Annotated in this window: 15 protein-coding genes; 4 read left to right on the top strand and 11 right to left on the bottom strand. The window is 69.5% G+C overall.

Going from position 1 to position 14,541, the window contains the following annotated elements; translation table 11 throughout:
• Positions 1-37: 37 nt before the first annotated feature.
• The 10 genes from DU484_RS11585 to coaBC form a co-directional block, all read right to left on the bottom strand.
• Complete coding sequence (locus tag DU484_RS11585; protein WP_114605963.1) at positions 38-1,786, bottom strand: Na(+)/H(+) antiporter subunit D; 1,749 nt, start codon at positions 1,784-1,786, stop codon at positions 38-40.
• A complete protein-coding gene (locus DU484_RS11590; protein WP_114605964.1) occupies positions 1,786-3,507 on the bottom strand; it encodes a proton-conducting transporter transmembrane domain-containing protein in 1,722 nt (573 codons plus the stop codon). The genes DU484_RS11585 and DU484_RS11590 overlap by 1 nt, the downstream gene beginning before the upstream one ends.
• Positions 3,504-5,006, bottom strand: a complete 1,503-nt coding sequence (locus DU484_RS11595; RefSeq protein ID WP_114605965.1) for a proton-conducting transporter transmembrane domain-containing protein — start codon at positions 5,004-5,006, stop codon at positions 3,504-3,506. Before DU484_RS11595 ends, DU484_RS11590 begins: the two co-directional genes overlap by 4 nt.
• Positions 4,999-5,364, bottom strand: coding sequence for a sodium:proton antiporter (locus tag DU484_RS11600; protein WP_114586199.1), 366 nt, complete (start codon positions 5,362-5,364; stop codon positions 4,999-5,001). Before DU484_RS11600 ends, DU484_RS11595 begins: the two co-directional genes overlap by 8 nt.
• A complete protein-coding gene (locus DU484_RS11605; RefSeq protein WP_114605966.1) occupies positions 5,365-5,928 on the bottom strand; it encodes an MnhB domain-containing protein in 564 nt (187 codons plus the stop codon).
• A complete protein-coding gene (locus tag DU484_RS11610; protein ID WP_114605967.1) occupies positions 5,925-6,461 on the bottom strand; it encodes a DUF4040 domain-containing protein in 537 nt (178 codons plus the stop codon). Before DU484_RS11610 ends, DU484_RS11605 begins: the two co-directional genes overlap by 4 nt.
• A complete protein-coding gene (gene mnhG / locus DU484_RS11615; RefSeq protein ID WP_114586202.1) occupies positions 6,458-6,799 on the bottom strand; it encodes a monovalent cation/H(+) antiporter subunit G in 342 nt (113 codons plus the stop codon). Before mnhG ends, DU484_RS11610 begins: the two co-directional genes overlap by 4 nt.
• Complete coding sequence (locus DU484_RS11620; protein ID WP_114605968.1) at positions 6,796-7,119, bottom strand: cation:proton antiporter; 324 nt, start codon at positions 7,117-7,119, stop codon at positions 6,796-6,798. Before DU484_RS11620 ends, mnhG begins: the two co-directional genes overlap by 4 nt.
• Positions 7,116-8,186 (bottom strand): monovalent cation/H+ antiporter subunit E, encoded by a 1,071-nt coding sequence (locus DU484_RS11625; protein WP_114605969.1) that lies wholly within the window; start codon positions 8,184-8,186, stop codon positions 7,116-7,118. The genes DU484_RS11620 and DU484_RS11625 overlap by 4 nt, the downstream gene beginning before the upstream one ends.
• A gap of 218 nt (positions 8,187-8,404) precedes the next feature.
• Positions 8,405-9,571 (bottom strand): bifunctional phosphopantothenoylcysteine decarboxylase/phosphopantothenate--cysteine ligase CoaBC, encoded by a 1,167-nt coding sequence (gene coaBC / locus DU484_RS11630; protein WP_114605970.1) that lies wholly within the window; start codon positions 9,569-9,571, stop codon positions 8,405-8,407.
• A 107-nt stretch (positions 9,572-9,678) separates the two neighbouring features.
• On the opposite strand from coaBC, the gene DU484_RS11635 reads away from it, so the two are divergent.
• Positions 9,679-9,930, top strand: a complete 252-nt coding sequence (locus DU484_RS11635) for a zinc ribbon domain-containing protein (RefSeq protein ID WP_114586206.1) — start codon at positions 9,679-9,681, stop codon at positions 9,928-9,930.
• On the opposite strand, the gene DU484_RS11640 is transcribed toward DU484_RS11635, so the two are convergent.
• The gene (locus tag DU484_RS11640; protein WP_114605971.1) at positions 9,909-10,649 is read right to left on the bottom strand and encodes a methyltransferase domain-containing protein; all 741 of its coding nucleotides are present in this window, start codon (positions 10,647-10,649) and stop codon (positions 9,909-9,911) included. The genes DU484_RS11635 and DU484_RS11640 overlap by 22 nt on opposite strands.
• An 81-nt stretch (positions 10,650-10,730) precedes the next feature.
• Here DU484_RS11640 and DU484_RS11645 point away from each other — a divergent pair, with 81 nt between their 5' ends.
• The 3 genes from DU484_RS11645 (at position 10,731) to DU484_RS11655 (ending at position 14,332) form a co-directional block, all read left to right on the top strand.
• A complete protein-coding gene (locus DU484_RS11645) occupies positions 10,731-11,270 on the top strand; it encodes a type II toxin-antitoxin system RatA family toxin (RefSeq protein ID WP_114587250.1) in 540 nt (179 codons plus the stop codon).
• A gap of 61 nt (positions 11,271-11,331) precedes the next feature.
• A complete protein-coding gene (trkA, locus tag DU484_RS11650) occupies positions 11,332-12,669 on the top strand; it encodes a Trk system potassium transporter TrkA (RefSeq protein ID WP_114587251.1) in 1,338 nt (445 codons plus the stop codon).
• Between the two features lie 58 nt (positions 12,670-12,727).
• Positions 12,728-14,332, top strand: a complete 1,605-nt coding sequence (locus DU484_RS11655; protein ID WP_114586208.1) for a TrkH family potassium uptake protein — start codon at positions 12,728-12,730, stop codon at positions 14,330-14,332.
• The last annotated feature ends 209 nt before the right edge of the window (positions 14,333-14,541 follow it).

Here is a 14,541-nt window from a genome sequence, read left to right on the forward strand (position 1 = left end):
TACCGACCGTCGAGAATAAAAGGTGACGATACGCCCGCTACACGATGCCCAGCAACGCGAGCACGCCGCCGAGGACGACCATCAGGATGAAGATGCTCCCGCCGATGTTCGCGCGGTACCGCGAGAGCATCTCGGGGTCTGATCGCACGTGTGCGGCGGCGTCCGCCGCCGCGACGGCGACCCGATCCACCGCGGCGTACGTCTCCGTCACGCCGTGGACGAGGGCGCGGGTGCCGTAGAAGGCCAGCGGGTTGTACGCGGCGTCCACGTCGGGCACCCGGCCCACCTTCGACAGCGGCTTTTTCAGGGCCGCGAAGCCGGCCAGCCCGATTACCGCCAGCGCGACCCCCTCGATAACGTGGGGGACGGTGTAGGTGTGGTAGACGTGGGCGACGACGGCTTCGTCGGTCACGTCGAACGGGAGCAGGCCGAACAGCGCCCCGTCGAAGACGCCGTAGAACACGCACAGCGCCGCGACGAGGAGCATCGCGGCCTGCTGTGGCCGCGGCGCCGTCGTCACGGCGTCGCCCTCGTACGGTCCGTGGAGGAAGGCGTAGTAGCCGAACTTGATGAAAGAGAGGAAGGTGCCGACGCCCCCGATCAGGAGCAGGAGTTCGAGGGTGTAGAAGTCGCCGACGACGAGCGGTCCCTTCACGAACGTGTAGTGGCTGGCGGAGATGACGATGCCCTTGCTGACGAAGCCGTTGAAGCCGGGGAAGCCGGCGATGGAGAGCGCGGCGACCGTGAAGGCCGCGCAGGTGACGGGCATCTTCCGCGCGAGGCCGCCCAGATACTTGAGGTTCTCCTCGCCAGTTTGGTAGATCACCGCCCCCGCCGTCATGAACAGGAGGCTCTTGTAGAGGATGTGGTTGAAGACGTGGCCGAACGCGCCCGCCTGCGCCAGCGCGGAGCCGATGCCGACGCCGGCGACCATGTAGCCGACCTGCGACTGGATGTGATAGGAGAGCAGGCGCCGCATGTCGTTCTGGAGGAGCGCGGCGGCGGCGCCGAAGACGGCCATCGCACCGCCCATGTACGCGATCCAGAGGTGCCCCTCGGGGAACGCGCGGTACATGGCGTAGACGCCCGTCTTCGTCGTGTAGACACAGAGGAAGACGCTGGCCGCGATGTGCGGGCGCGGGTAGGTGTCGGGCAGCCACGCGTGCAGGCCGATGAAGCCGACGTTGACGCCGATGCCGATGGCCGCCAGCAGTTGCGGAATCGTCCCGACCATGCCCGCGGAGGCAGTAAAGAGGAAGGAGCCGACTTCGACGTAGTGCCACGCGATGGCCGCGAGGACGAGGCTGCCGCCGATGCCGTGCAGGATGGCGTACCGGAAGCCCGCCCGGACGGCCTTGCCGCCGTAGTCCCAGACGAGGATGGTGCTGGTGACGGCCATCAGCTCCCACCAGACGACCATCGTCAGCCAGTCGCCGGCGAAGACGGCACCGAGGCTGGAGCCGACGTAGGTGAGGGCGTACGCCGTCTGCTTGCTCTCGGCGCCCGTCGCCCACGAGTAGGCGACGGCGACGGTGGCGATGAACGCGAATACGAGGCCGACGACCCGCGAGAAGGGGTCGACGGCGAAGAAGACGGCGTCGAAGCCGAACAGCTGTCCAGCGAGATGCGTCCCCGAGGGGACGACCCAGATCCAGACGGTCACCAGGGCCGTGACGCCGCCGCCGACGAGGTGGCCGAGGCGACGGCGGGAGCCGGCGAGGCCGGCCGCGAGCGCCGCGGCGAGGACGACGACGACGGGCGGAATCGCGGTCAGTGCCGATGCCATCAGACGCTCACCCCCGTCGCCGCGGCGACGATGACCTCGATCAGGCGGAGGAAGACGGCGGTCCGCGGAATCACGCCGAGGACGACGGCACCAGTCATGGCCGCGAGGATGGGACCGAGCATGAACCACGTGCTCTCGCCGCCGCGCCAGCCGCGGCGCTCCCAGCCGTCGGCGGGCGGGCCGCCGTGGTGGTGGTCGTGGTCGTCGTGATGCTCGTCGTGGTCGTCGTGATGCTCGTCGTGGTCGTCGTGATGCTCGTGATGCTCGTCATCCTCACTCGCGGCACCACCATCCGTCACCGGATCGGGCTCCGGCGCCGCCGCCTCCGGCCGGATCGACCACTCTTCGCCGCCGAGGGGGAACTCGATGAGCGGCTTGGCGTCGGCGGCGTCCTCGCTCTCGAAGAACGCCTGGTAGAACACGGGCCAGAAGTACGCGATGTTGAGGACGCCCGAGAGCAGGAGGACGACGGCGAAGATCGATTGGCCGGCGCTCACGCTCCCGATGAGGAGATACCACTTGCTGACGAAGCCGGCGACGAGGGGGATGCCCGCCATCCCCGCGGCGGCGACGCCGAACGCGAGCATCGTCAGCGGCATCCGTTTCCCGATGCCCGCCATCTCGCTGATGTCGTCGGTGTGGGTCTCGACGTGGATGGCGCCCGCGGTGAAAAAGAGGGTGAGCTTCATGAACGCGTGGGCGGGGATGTGCAGGAGGCCGCCGACGATGGACGTGGGGTCGAGGATGGCGAGCCCGAGGACGATGTAGGAGAGCTGAGAGACCGTCGAGTACGCGAGCCGGCGCTTGAGGTTGTCCTGTCGGAGCGCGATGACGCTGGCGAGCAGGAGGGTGGCGGCGGCGACGACGGCGAGGGGGAGACCCATGCCGAGCGACCCCGTGAGGTCGACGCCGAAGACGTCCAGCAGGACGCGCGCGATGCCGAAGACGCCGCTCTTGACGACGGCGACGGCGTGGAGCAGGCCGGAGACGGGCGTCGGCGCCACCATCGCGTCGGGGAGCCACGAGTGCAGGGGCATGAGCGCCGCCTTGACCCCGAAGCCGGAGACGAGGAGGACGAAGGCCGCCCGCGCGAGGAGCGGGTCGGCCTCCGCGAGGCCGGCGATGCCGCCGGGGGTGAAGGCCGTGGTGCCGGTCATCGTGGCGACCAGAATCGTCCCCGCGAGGACGGCGACGCCGCCGCCGAAGGTGTAGGCCAAGTATTTGCGGCCGGCGGCGCGCGCCTCGGCCGTCTCGTCGTGCGTGACGAGCGGGTACGTCGCCACCGTCAGCAGTTCGTAGAAGACGAAGATGGTGACGAGGTTCGAGGCGAAGGCGACGCCGAGGGCGGCGGCGACGGAGGCCGCGAAGGCGGCGAAGTAGCGGGTCTGGGCGTGTTCCGAGAGGCCGCGCATGTAGCCGACGCTGTAGAAACTCGTGATCAGCCAGAGCAGGCTGGCGACGGTCCCGAAGAGGAGGCCGAGCGGGTCGGCCTGCAGGGAGAGTTCGACGCCGTCGACGAGCGTCCCGAGGTTGGTGACGTACGTCGTGCCCGAGATGGCCGCGGGGAGCATGCTCGCGACGACGGCGAAGGCGCTCACTGCCGCGAGGACGGTCCACCCTTCGCGGACGTTCGGGCGGCTGGCGGAGGCGAGGATCGGTACGACGGCGACCGCCGCGATGGCGACCGCCAGAGCCGGTCTGAGTGAAGCGATGTCGGTCATGGCGAGAGGAGCGTATCGAGGGTCGGTTCGAGGGCGGTTTCGAGGCCGGTCACGGCGAAGCCGAGGACGACGGCGACGACGGCGGCGCCGACGACCAGGGCGAGGAGGCTACGGGGCGGCGCGGCCGGGCCGCCGAGGCGTTCCGACTCGGCGCCGCCGTCGGTCGCGGCTCGGACGCTCGCCGACGCCGGCGCGACGAACATCCGTTCGACGAGGATGGCGAAGTACGCGAGCGTCAGGAGCGTCGACGTGAAGATGACGACGGCGACGGGCCAGGTGCCGGCGCGGACGGCGCCGAGGGCGATGTACCACTTGCCGGCGAAGCCCACCGCGGGCGGGACGCCGACCATCGCGAGCATGAGGACGGCGCTCGCGCCGCCGAGGACGGGGAAGCGGTCGGCGAGGCCGGCGTACTCCTCCACCGTCGTCGCGCCGGTCAGGTCGTCGACTGTCCCGGCGGCGACGAACAGTCCACCCTTCATGATGGCGTGGCCGACGAGGTGGACGACCGCGCCGAAGACGGCGGCGCGGGTGCCGATGGCGAGTCCGACGACCACCAGCCCGTACTGCGACACCGAGGAGTACGCGAGCATCCGCTTGACCTCCGACTGGGCGACAGCGAGGACGCTCCCGACGACGATGCTCAGGCACGCGAAGACGACGATGGCGTCGCGGGCGACGGGCACCGCGTCGAAGAAGGCCGGCGTGTAGACGGTGTAGACGATCCGAAGGAGGGCGTAGGCCGCCACCGTCGACACCAAGGCGGAGATGAGCGCGCTCACGCTGTCCGGCGAGTCGTTGTAGGCGTCGGGCTGCCAGGTGTGGAGGGGAAAGAGCGCCGTCTTGGTCGCGAGACCGACGACGACGAAGCCGAAGGAGGCGAGGACGAGCGGCGAGTCGTAGCCGACGTTCGCCAGTTCGACGGCGAGGTCGGCCATGTTGAGCGTCCCCGTCGCCACCAGCGCGTAGCCGACGCCCAACAGGTACAGCGAGGCGGCGACGGTGCCGAAGAGGAGGTATTTGAGCGCCGACACCGCGGAGCGGCCCGTCCCCGCGCTCGCGACGAGCGCGTACGTCGCCAGCCCCGAGATTTCGAGGAAGACGTAGAGGTTGAACACGTCGCCGGTGACGGACATCCCCGAGAGGCCGGTGACGAGGAGGAGATACTGGGCGTAGAAGGCGGTGCCGCCGGGGTCGTCGCGCACGGCGTAGACGAGGACGGCGAGCGAGACGACGGCGACGAGGGTGACCACGACGGCCGAGAGCCCGTCGACGACGAGTTCGATGCCGTAGGGCGCGACGAAGCCCCCGACCCCGTTCGACAGTTCGCCGTTCAGGAGCGCCTGCGAACCGATCCACCCCGCGAGCACCGTCTGGACGACGAGGACGGCGGCCGCAACCGCCGCCGGGCCGCGCTCGCTCACCAGCCCCGCCGCGACGGCGAGGACGGCGCCGAGCAGCGGCACGGCGACGAGGAGGGGGACGAACGCGTCAGTCATTCGCCAGCACCTCCTCCAGCGTGTCCTCGTTGATCGTGCCGTAGCTCTCGTAGATGCGGACGACGAGGCCGAGCGCCACGGCCGTCAGGCTCACGCCGACGACGATGGCGGTCAGGATCAACACGTGGGGGAGCGGCGAGACGAACGGGCCGCCACCGCCGCCGGACTGGACGACCGGCGACGCCCCGTCCGTCCGGAACGCCGCGGAGATGAAGAAGACGAAGATGCCCGTCTGGAACACGTTCAGGCCGATGATCTTCTTCACGAAGTTGTCGCTCTCGATCATGACGTAGGCGCCGATGGCGAGCAGGGCAACCACGACGAGGTACGTATGTTTCGTCGCGATCAGGTCGATCATCTATCGGTCCGCCTCCGGTTCGGTGTCGGTGTCGGTTTCCTCGGCGCCGGTGTCGACGCCCGTCCCGAGCAGGAAGAAGAGGCCGGTGATGACCCCGGAGACGACGACGCCGATGCCGACTTCGACGAGTTCGATGCTGTACTTGCTACCATTGTGAAACAGGGTTTCGTAGCCGGAGACCTGGAGGAAGTTGCCGCCGACGAGATAGCCGCCGAATCCGACGACTAAGAAGGTGCCCACGCCCGAGAGAACGAGGAGGGCGAGTTGTTCGTTGCGCAGGTGGGCGGCGATGGGTTCGATGCCGAACGCGAACCCGAGCATGACGACGGTTGTCGCGGCGATGACGCCGCCCTGGAAGCCGCCCCCGGCCGAACTCGCGCCGTGGAGCATCACGAACGCGCCGAGCGTGAGGACGAAGGGGGCGATCACCCGAACGGTCGTCATGATGATCGTGCTCTCGACGTAGGGCGGGCGCTCGCTAGCGGGGCGGGAGAGCGTGCCCTCGCCGTCGACTTCGTCGTCGATGTCGGCGGCCGCGTCGGGGTCGGCGTCGGCGTCGCTCATACGAACGCCTCCCGCCGGAGGACGAGCAACATCGCGATCCCGGCCGCGAAGACGACGGCCACCTCGCCGAGGGTGTCGAACCCACGGTAGCCGACGAGCACGGCGGTCACGACGTTGGTCACGCCGGTCTGGTCGTACGCGTTCGTCAGATAGTACTGGCTCACGTCGCCCGCGAGGACCGGCGTCCCCGCGGCGCCGACGGGGGGCAGCGCCGGAACCGTCGCGCCGACGGTGACGACGATGGCGACGACCGCCAACCCCGACCGGAGGCTGATCCCCTCGAACCGCTCGGACCGCGAGACGCTGGTCCGGGCGATGGTGAGCAGGAAGAGGACGGTGGTGATGCCGGCGCCGACGGCGGCCTCCGTGAGCGCCACGTCGGGCGCGCGGAGGAGCGCCCAGAGGACGGCGACGCCGAAGCTGTAGCCCGCGAAGGCGACGATGCTGCCGACGACGTCCCGCAGGGCGGCGGCGGCGAGCGCGCTCCCGAGCATGAACAGGAGGACGGCCGCCACAGGCACGGAGAGACTCACGAGTTCCCCTCCTCCTGATCGGTCGTCCAGGGAACCTCGCCCTCGCCGATCGGTTCGACCTCCTCTTCCTTCGCGGCCCGGGCGATGGCGTGGGCGGCGGTCGGGCTGGTCACGAACAGGAAGACGACCAGGAAGACGAGTTTCATCGACTCGGTGGTGAGCCCGAGGACGATTGCGAGTCCGGCGAGCGAGAGGACGGAGCCGAGCGTGTCGCTTTTCGACGCCGCGTGCAGGCGGGAGTAGAGGTCGGGCAGGCGGATGATGCCGACGGTGGCGACGAGACCGAAGAAGGTCCCCACGACGACGAAGACGGTCGCCACTATCTCGAGGGGCGTCACAGGACACCCCCCCACTCGACGGATATCTTCGAGACGGCGATGCTCATGACGAAGTTGAGCAGGCCGTACACCAGCGCCACGTCGAGGTAGCCGTACTCGCCGAGGGCGACGCTCACCAGGGCGATGACGATGACCGTGTTCGTCCCGACGACGTTGATGGCGACGATTCGGTCCTGCGTGGTCGGCCCCCGGACCACCCGGTAGAGGAGGACGACCGCGAAGAGGGCGAAGGCGCCCGCGGCGGCCAGCAGGATGGTCGAGAACGTCGAGGAGACGGTCACGTCCGGGCCGCCGGCGGCGACGAGGGGCAGGCCGATCATGGGTTCTCTCCCTCCGTATCCTCGAGCCGTTCCCGCGGCGAGGCGATGCGCGCCGACTCGCGGCCGTAGAAGACGAACCGGACGAGCCGTTCGAGCGTTCCCTCCAGCAGGTCGTCCTCCGCGTCGGGGATCAAGGCGTGGACCAGGAAGTGCTGGCGGGAGACGTCGACGGTGAGCGTCCCCGGCGTCAGCGTGATGGAGTTGGCGAGCGTGGTGACGGGCATGTCGCCCCAGACGGCGGCGTCGAACTCGACGACCCGCGGGTCTATCGGCAGCCGTGGGTGCAACACCACGTACGCGAGCGCGACGTTCGCCTTCGCGATCTCCCAGAGCAGGATCGGCGTGTAGAGCGCCAGCCTGACGACCGACATGCCGACGACTCGAAGCTTCGGCAGTTGGCCCTTGAGCGCCACGCGGGCGAGCGTGAGCGTGACCACGCCCGCCGTGACGACGCCGGTGAGCAGTTCGTACGGGTCGGTGACGAGCCACCCGCCGAGCGCGAGATAGAACAGGAAGGAGGTGGAGAACACGAGCGCGAACTCGGGGGCGCCGATGTCGGTGAAGGGCAGGCGTCGTCGGGTGCGGCGCGTGACGGGGGCTTCCAGTACGTCGAACCCCCGGTTCGCGAGCTCCTCCTCGAACGAGCGCAGGATCGGGGCGCTCCCGCCGGGACGGAAAGAGGGGTCGACGACGATCCGACCGACCCCGTTCGCGTCGGCGTACCGGCCGACCACGTCGGCGAAGTCGGCGGGGCTGAAGACGTACTCGCCCGTGCCGATGGTTCCGGATTCGAAGTCGACGGTCGGAGGTTCGTCCTCGCCGATCAGTTCGTCGAGGTCCTCCGCCGCCCAGGTGACGACCCGATCCAAGAGCGAGTTCGCCGCGTCGACCGCCGCCCGGTCGGTCTCGAAGATGCGCCAGCGGGCGGGAAAGACGAAGTGGACCGTCGTCGCCACGCCGGACTCCGTGGCCGCCTCGTGTGCCTGCTCGACCGCGTACGTAACCGTCCGTCGGAGCGTCTCCGAGTCACCGACGGGGACCAGCACGTCGTGTCCGTCAGCCACCATCAGGTAGACGACCTCCGGTGGTTCTAGCGGTGGCTCCCCTGTGCATTCTTATCACCCTGTAGCGTTCGGTTCCGGTTTGATAACTATTGCTATACGGCAGTCGCCGACGCCGTAACACCCCTTCGGTCGTCCATCCGCGGCATACGGATTACTGTAACTGTGTCCCGTGGTTCGCCTAACTCTCAGCGAACCACGGGGACTGACTTACAGTAACCGTATCAGTCCATCGCCGCCGCGAGTTCGTCCGCGACGCGGCCCCCGAGGCCAGCCTTCGACCCAACGTACGTCTCGGTCTCCCCGTCGAAGACGAACAGCGCTCGCGTCTCGTCGGCGCCCATCACCGTGGCGTCGTTGGCGACGACGAACGCGAGCCCCACCCGGTCGCGCAGGTCCCGCGCCCGGCCGATCATCGCGTCGTCGTCGCCGCTGGTCTCCGCTTTGAATCCGACCATGGTGAGGTCGGGATGGGCGTCCCGGACCGTATCGAGCAGCTTCGGCGTCGGCTCCAGATCGAGCGTCAGCGACTCGCCGGACCGGATCTTCTCCGGCGCCCGCTCGACGGTGAAATCGGAGATGGCGGCGGCGGAGACGAGGGCGTCGGCGGGGTCACCGTCGCCCCCGACCGCCGCCCGCACGGCGTCGAGCATCTCCGCCGCGCTCTCCACCCGGCGCACGTCGGCGTAGGGAACGTCCGGGCCGTCGTGGACGAGCGTCACGTCCGCCCCCCGGACGTGACAGGCGCGGGCGACGGCGCGGCCGGTCCGCCCCGACGCGCGGTTCGAGAGCGTCCGGATCGGATCGACCGACTCCGTGGTCGCACCGCTGGTGACGACGACGTGTCGGTCCGCGAGCGTCGCGGGCGTCGTCGCCCGCGCCGTCGCGGTGACGATGGCCTCCTCGCTCGCGATCTTCGCTTTCCCCTCTTCGAGCCGCGGATCGACGAAGTCGACGCCCCACGACTCGACGGCGGAGATGGCGTCGAGGACTCCGGGGTGGTCGTACATGGGTTCGTGCATCGCGGGGGCGACGACGACCGGCACGTCGGCGCCGAGGGCGGTGGTCGCACACGTCGTCACGGGCGTGTCGTCGACGGCGGCGGCCATCTTCCCGACGGTGTTCGCCGTCGCGGGGGCGATGAGGAAGACGTCCGCCCACCCCTCGCGCCCGCAGAGGTCGACGTGTTCGACGGCGCCCGTAATCTCCGTCACCGGCGGGTGGTCCGTCGCGAACTGGAGCGCCCACGGGTGGAGGATGCCCTCGGCGCTCGGCGTCGTGACGGCGCGGACGCTCGCCCCCTGCCGCCGGAGTTCGTGGGCGAGTTCCACCGTCGTCACCGCCGCGATGCTCCCCGTGACGCCGAGGGCGACGTTGGTGTCGGCAAGCATTCGTCTCCCCTTCCGCGGCGAGGGTCTTAAGCCCCCTCCGTCGGGTCGGTGAAGTCACGATTGGGGTCTCCGAAACGCGTTTTCGGGTGGGGGGCGTACGCCCGACCATGACTCGGGAGTCCGAACTCATGCTCTACGCCCTCCTCGGGATTCCAGTCGTCGTCCTCGCCTTTTTCCTCCTCACGATGGGACCTATCGGCTGGTTTCTGGCCGCCTTCCTCGGCATCGCCGTCCTCGGTGCCGCGTCGGTGTTCGGGGAGGACGAGGAGCCGACGGGGCCGGAGCGGGTGAACTGCCCGCAGTGCGGGTCGCGGACGGCCGCAGGCGGGGCCTGTGACTACTGCGGCGAAGCGCTCTGAGCCGCCCGCGTCCGCAGCGCCGCCCGGTAGTAGCCGGTGTCGGCGGTCGACGGCCGGTCGACGGCGGCGACGCTCCACCCGGCGTCGGCGGCGGCCGCCCGCAGTCGGTCGGGGCCGAACAGGAGGAACTCGAACGGGTCGCCGCGCTCGCCCGCGTACTCGAACCGGATCGTGCGGCGGGCGAGGCCGTCCCGCGGGTCGTCGCGGTAGCCGATCAGGTCGGCCGTCCCCGGGTGGGCGGGGTCGTAGCCGTCGACGACGGCCGTCGCGTCGGGCGTCGTCACGGTGTCGACGTCGGCGAGCGTTCCCCGGAGTCGGTCGGTCGATCCCGCGAGGCCGAGTTGCGTCCCGCGGATCAGGACCGAGCGGAACCGGCCGGGTGGGAACGTCTCACGGAGGGCGAACAGGTCGCCCCGGCGGGCGTCGTCGACGCCGCGGTCGCGCATCGTCTCGACCAGCGCGTCGCTCACCTCGACGGCCACCGTCTCGAACCGCTCCTGAAAGTAGCACGCATCGCGGCCGACGCCGGCGCCGACGTCGAGCAACGGGCCGTCGACCCACGACTCGATCCACGGGAGGGCGTCGTCGTCGGCCGGGTCGCCGAAGTAGAACGCCTCGATCGGATGCTCGCGGCACTCGCCGTCGCCGTGGACGTGGAGCGGCGCGTCGCGTTCGTCGCGGTGGTGGTCGCGGAGGGCGCGGGCGAACGGGTCGGGCACGGGGGATCGAACGAGCGGCGACGACAAAACCGTGGCCCCGGCGCACGGAACGCTTACCACGATTCGGTCCAACGGAGCCCCGTGGACCGCATCCACGTCAGTACGGTCGTCTGCCTCCCGCCCGAGGCGGTGTACGACTTCCTCGTGGACTTCCCGCGCTACGCCCGGTACTCGAAGTATCTGACCGGCGTGACCGCGAACGGCGACGGATCGCCGGGGACGACGTATCGCCTGCGCTTCGCGTGGTGGAAGCTCTCCTACACCGCCCACACCGAGGTGACGGGCGCCGACCCGCCGACGCGTCTCGACTGGCGGGTGACGGAGGACATCGACGCCCGCGGCGACTGGCGGGTCGAACCGCTCGACTCGGTGCCGGCGGGGCTGCCGGACGACGCCGACGCCGCGTGTCGCGTCCACCTCGAAGTTGAGTTCGACCCCGACTCCGTCGGGGGCGGCACCATCGATCTGCCGCGGTTCGTCTCGCTCGACTGGGTGGTCCGGAAGGTAAAACCCGTCCTCGTCGAGGAGGCCGAACGCGTCGTCGAGCGCATCGTCGCGGACATCGAGGGACGGCGCCGCGAGGTGGAACTCGTCGTCCACGAGGCACCGGGCGGGGTGTAGGAAACGAAATCGTGAAACGGTGGGCGTCCGCAGTGGCGTGCATGGTCAGGAGCGATCCGGCGTGCGCGTGATCATCGTCGGGGCGGGACAGGTCGGGTCGAGCATCGCGGCCGACCTCGCCGACGCCCACGACATCGTCGTGGTGGACCAGGACGGCGACCGGGTCGAAGAACTGACGTACTCGCTCGACGTGCTGACCGTCCAGGGCGACGGGACATCGCTCTCGACGCTGGACGAGGCGGGGATCGACGAGGCGGACATGGTCATCGCCAGCACCGACGACGACGAGACGAATATCGTCGTCTGTGCGACGGCCCGCGCGGTGAGTGACGCCTTCACCGTCGCCCGCGTGAAGAACACGGAGTATCTCCGGACGTGGGAGCGCTCCGAGCGGGCGTTCGGCATCGACTTCATGGTCTGTACGAACCTGCTGGCCGCGGAGTCCATCGTCCGCGTCGTCGGCATCCCGGCCGCCCGCGACGTGGACTCCTTCGCGGGCGGGCGCGTCCAGATGGCGGAGTTCGAGATTCCGCCGGGCAGCCCCGTGACGGACCAGACCGTCGCCGAGGCCGACCGGTTCGAACAGCTCACCTTCGCCGCCATCCTCCGGGACGACGAACTCGAAATCGCCCGCGGGGACTCGATCCTCCACGAGCGCGACCGGGTGGTGGTGATCGGGAACCCCCGGTCGGTTCGCGGGTTCGCGACCACCATCGCGCCGGAGGAACCGCCGGGAACGGCCGAGGAGGTGGTCGTCATCGGCGGTAGCGAAATCGGCTACCACGTCGCCCGACTGCTCGGTGACCGTGGGTTCAAGCCGCGCTTGATCGAACAGAACGGCGAGCGCGCCCGGCAGCTGGCCGAGGACCTCCCGAACGCCGTCGTGATGGAGAACGACGCCACCGACATGGACTTCCTGGAGCGCGAACACGTCGGCGACGCCGACTTCCTGGTCGCGGCGCTGGATTCCGACGAGAAGAACCTGCTCGTCTCCCTGCTGGCGCGGCGTCTCGGCGTCGATCGGACGGTCGCGGTCATCGACACGTCGGAGTACGTCGAACTGTTCGAAACCGTCGGCGTCGACGTGGGCGTCAACCCGCGGGAGGTGGTCGCCGAGGAGATCACCCGTTTCACCCGCGACGGCGGCGCGGAGAACGTCGCCATCATCGAGAGCGACCGCGCCGAAGTGCTCGAAGTCGAGGTGGACGCGGAGAGCGTCCTCGTGGACCGGCCGATCCACGAGTCGGTCGCCGACCTGCCGGCGGGCGTCGTCATCGGCGCCATCACCCGGGGCGACGAGTTCATCACCCCCCGCGGCGACACCGTCCTCGAACGCGGCGACCACGTCGTCGTCTTCCTCGACGAGTGCGTGGTCGACGACGTGACGCCGAAGCTGTAGCGGCGACTATCAGCAGTTTAAAGCGCCTCCGCGAATCACCGACGGACCGAACCTCTCGATGGCTATTCGTGTCGACTATCGGGCGAGCCTGAGTCTCGTCGGGACCGTCCTGAAGTATCTAGCCGTCCCGCTTTCTATCCCGCTGGTCGTCGCCGTCGCGTACGGCGAGTCGGTCGCGCCGTTTCTCGTCACGATGCTGGTGACCGTGGCCGTCGGCGGCGGGCTGGAGTGGCTCCGTCCGGACCCCGACCTCGGCGCCCGCGAGGGCTTCCTGATGGTCGCGGCGACGTGGCTCGCGGTGTCGCTGATCGGGGCGCTCCCCTACCTGATCGAGGCCCACGGTCTGCCCGGACTCGTGCCGGCGACGGCGCCGGACTCGACGCTCGCGACCCCCGCGAACGCCGTCTTCGAGAGCATGAGTGGCTTCACCACCACCGGCGCGACGGTTCTCGGCTCGATTTCGCTCGACGCCCACGGCCACGGAATCATGCTCTGGCGCCAGCTCTCCCAGTGGCTCGGTGGGATGGGTATCGTCGTCCTCGCGGTGGCCATCCTGCCGGAACTCTCCGTCGGCGGCGCACAGTTGATGGACGCCGAGGCGCCGGGACCGGGCATCGAGAAACTCACGCCGCGCATCGCCGAGACGGCGCGGGCGCTCTGGGGGGCGTATCTCGGCTTCACCGTGCTGGAGATCCTGTTGCTCTACGGCCTCCATCTCGGGGGGATGGCGCCCAATATGGACGTCTACAACGCCGTCGCCCACGGGTTGACGACGATGCCGACCGGCGGGTTCTCGCCCGAGGCACGGAGCATCGAGGCCTTCTCCGCGGCCGTCCAGTGGCTGATTATCCCCTTCATGATCGCCGCGGGCACCAACTTCGCGCTGTTCTGGCACGCGCTCACGGGCGATCCGAAGCGCCTCCCCCGCGATACGGAGTTTCGCTTCTACGTCGGCGCGATGGCCGTCCTCACGGGACTGGTCGCGGCGCTCCTGTTCGTCGGGAACGGGGTGGCGACGTTCGTGCCGCCCGGCACGACGTTCGACGCCGGCTACCTCGCCGGGGTGCGTGCGACGCTGATCGGGAACGTCGAACCGGCGCTCCGACACGCCGCCTTCCAGGTCGTCTCGCTCGTGACGACCACCGGTTACGCGAGCATCGACTTCAACGCGTGGGGGCCGTCGGCGCAGTATCTCCTCCTCTTTGCCATGTTCATCGGCGGGTCGGCCGGGTCGACCGGTGGGGGGATCAAGGTCGTCCGCTGGTACGTCATCCTCAAATCGATCCGGCGGGAGCTGTTCACGACGGCGCATCCGGAGGCCGTCCGCCCGGTGCGTCTCGGCGGCCGGACGGTCGACGAGCGGGCGATTCGCGGCATCTACGCCTTCACTCTGCTGTATCTGGTCATGTTCTTCGTCGCGTCGGGGCTGCTCTTTCTGAACACCGGCCGGAGCGGCCTCTCCCTGTCGGTGCTGGAGGCGATGAGCGCCGTCGCCGCGACGCTGGGCAACGTCGGGCCGGGGTTCGGCCTCGTCGGACCGATGGGGAGTTACCTCGACTTCTCGGCTACCTCAAAGCTGTTCATGGTCGCGCTGATGTGGCTCGGCCGCCTCGAAATCCTCCCCGTCCTGGTCTGTCTGACGCCGGAGTACTGGCGGCAGTGAGAATCAGCGCTGAAAATCGGGGGCTCGGTTTTATGTGCCGAATCCGCAAACCGACGGGTGCGACGACCGGTTGCAACGGCGGCGCCGCCGTCACCGGATTCGTCCGGTTGTGCGAGGAGCACCGCTCCCCCGCCGCCGGCGACGAGTTGTCGGACTGGGGGCGAACACGGGTGGGGAGGATTGTACCTGCGTACTCGGACACCGTACGT

The organism is Haloplanus rubicundus, from assembly GCF_003342675.1.
GTDB lineage: Archaea > Halobacteriota > Halobacteria > Halobacteriales > Haloferacaceae > Haloplanus > Haloplanus rubicundus.

Coding starts and splice junctions, on each gene's coding strand:
- DU484_RS11600 (WP_114586199.1), bottom strand. CDS start 5,364: ATGATCGACCTGATCGCGACGAAACATACGTACCTCGTCGTGGTTGCC.
- DU484_RS11585 (WP_114605963.1), bottom strand. CDS start 1,786: ATGGCATCGGCACTGACCGCGATTCCGCCCGTCGTCGTCGTCCTCGCC.
- DU484_RS11605 (WP_114605966.1), bottom strand. CDS start 5,928: ATGAGCGACGCCGACGCCGACCCCGACGCGGCCGCCGACATCGACGAC.
- DU484_RS11590 (WP_114605964.1), bottom strand. CDS start 3,507: ATGACCGACATCGCTTCACTCAGACCGGCTCTGGCGGTCGCCATCGCG.
- DU484_RS11595 (WP_114605965.1), bottom strand. CDS start 5,006: ATGACTGACGCGTTCGTCCCCCTCCTCGTCGCCGTGCCGCTGCTCGGC.
- DU484_RS11635 (WP_114586206.1), top strand. CDS start 9,679: ATGACTCGGGAGTCCGAACTCATGCTCTACGCCCTCCTCGGGATTCCA.
- DU484_RS11625 (WP_114605969.1), bottom strand. CDS start 8,186: ATGGTGGCTGACGGACACGACGTGCTGGTCCCCGTCGGTGACTCGGAG.
- DU484_RS11655 (WP_114586208.1), top strand. CDS start 12,728: ATGGCTATTCGTGTCGACTATCGGGCGAGCCTGAGTCTCGTCGGGACC.
- DU484_RS11620 (WP_114605968.1), bottom strand. CDS start 7,119: ATGATCGGCCTGCCCCTCGTCGCCGCCGGCGGCCCGGACGTGACCGTC.
- coaBC (WP_114605970.1), bottom strand. CDS start 9,571: ATGCTTGCCGACACCAACGTCGCCCTCGGCGTCACGGGGAGCATCGCG.